General features: G+C 44.0%; 1 protein-coding gene. It reads right to left on the reverse strand.

The window, feature by feature from the left end:
* Positions 1 to 163: 163 nt before the first annotated feature.
* Positions 164 to 1,360 (reverse strand): NO-inducible flavohemoprotein, encoded by a 1,197-nt coding sequence (gene hmpA, locus AB4653_RS15215; protein ID WP_102258325.1) that lies wholly within the window; start codon positions 1,358 to 1,360, stop codon positions 164 to 166.
* Positions 1,361 to 1,381: the final 21 nt, after the last annotated feature.

Genomic DNA, 1,381 nt, shown 5'->3' on the forward strand with positions numbered 1-1,381 from the left:
TTAAAACGAACGCCAGAAGATCTTACCTTGATCACCCCCTACTCCAATATCCAATTGTCTCTCGCTGGACAAACCAAACGAAAAAAGGCCTCACAATGTGAGGCCTTTGAATAGGCAAGGTGTCAATAGTTCAGGCGAGTGTTAATAGAACTGTCGAGAGCTATTAGAAATTAGCGTGAGGGCCAAAGACTTCGTAGTGTACGCGTGAGCGATCTACTTTAAGTGCGTCTAACTGCTCTACGATGTTTTTCATGAAACCAACAGGGCCACAGATATAGAAATCACTCTCTTCAAAGCCTTTAGTATCGGAGATAGACGCTAGATCCATTTGACCTTCATGTGTGTTCTCACACGCAGACTCTCCTTTGTTCATGTACCACGTTTTCGCTTCCCAACCTTTATCGGCAACAATATCTTTAACGCGAGTCGTGAAAGAGTGTTGACCTACGTTTTCACAAGCGTGAAGGTACAGTACAGGTTCGTTTTTCTGCTGGTTGTTTAAGAACTCAAGCATTGATTGCATTGGTGTTACACCCACGCCAGCAGAGATAAGCGTTACTGGCTTGCTACGCTCTTGATACATGAAGTCACCCGCTGGGGCATATAGGCTAACTTCATCACCGACAGCAACAGTATCGTGCATGTGATTAGATACTACGCCTTGAGTTTCTTGACCTTGGGCTTCACGTTTCACAGAAATTCGGTACTGCTTGCCGTTTGGCTTGTCTGATAGTGAGTATTGACGGATCTCGCTGTACTGAGCACCTTCAGGTTTCACTTCGATACCAATATATTGTCCTGGCGTATAATCCAGAACGTCACCGCCATCTTTTGGTTGTAGGATGAAGCTTGTTACTAATGCTGATTCTTCAATTTTATCTGCAATTACGAATGCACGTGCAGCTTCCCAACCACCAACAGCTTGCTTGCGCTGTAGGTAAAGTTCAGCTTCACGGTCGATGAATACTTGCGCTAAGAATAGGTAAGCCGCAGTCCACGCTTCTTCTACTTCTGGGGTGAATGCATCAGCAGCTAATTCACGCAGTGTTTCAATTAGGTGAAGACCAACGATTTGGTAATGGTCTGGTTGAATATTAAAGCTTGTGTGTTTCTGTGCAATACGCTCAACCGCTGAGGTTAACGCTGCTAGATTTTCGATGTTCTTTGCATAAGCTGCGATAGCTTCAAACAGTGCAACACCTTGGCGACCTGTTCTTTGATGAGTCATATTGAAGATATCTTTCAATTCAGGGTTATGCGTGAACATGCGTTGATAGAAGTGTTGAGTTAAAGCAGGGCCTGCGCTTTCTAAAAGAGGAATCGTCGATTTGATGATGTTGATATGTAGATTGTTTAGCATTGATTTACTCCGAACACTTAG

The organism is Vibrio sp. 10N.222.48.A3 (assembly GCF_041475345.1).
In the GTDB taxonomy this organism is placed as follows: domain Bacteria; phylum Pseudomonadota; class Gammaproteobacteria; order Enterobacterales; family Vibrionaceae; genus Vibrio; species Vibrio tasmaniensis_A.

Excerpts from the sequence above, each read along its gene's own strand:
- hmpA (WP_102258325.1), bottom strand. The coding sequence starts at position 1,360 with ATGCTAAACAATCTACATATCAACATCATCAAATCGACGATTCCTCTT.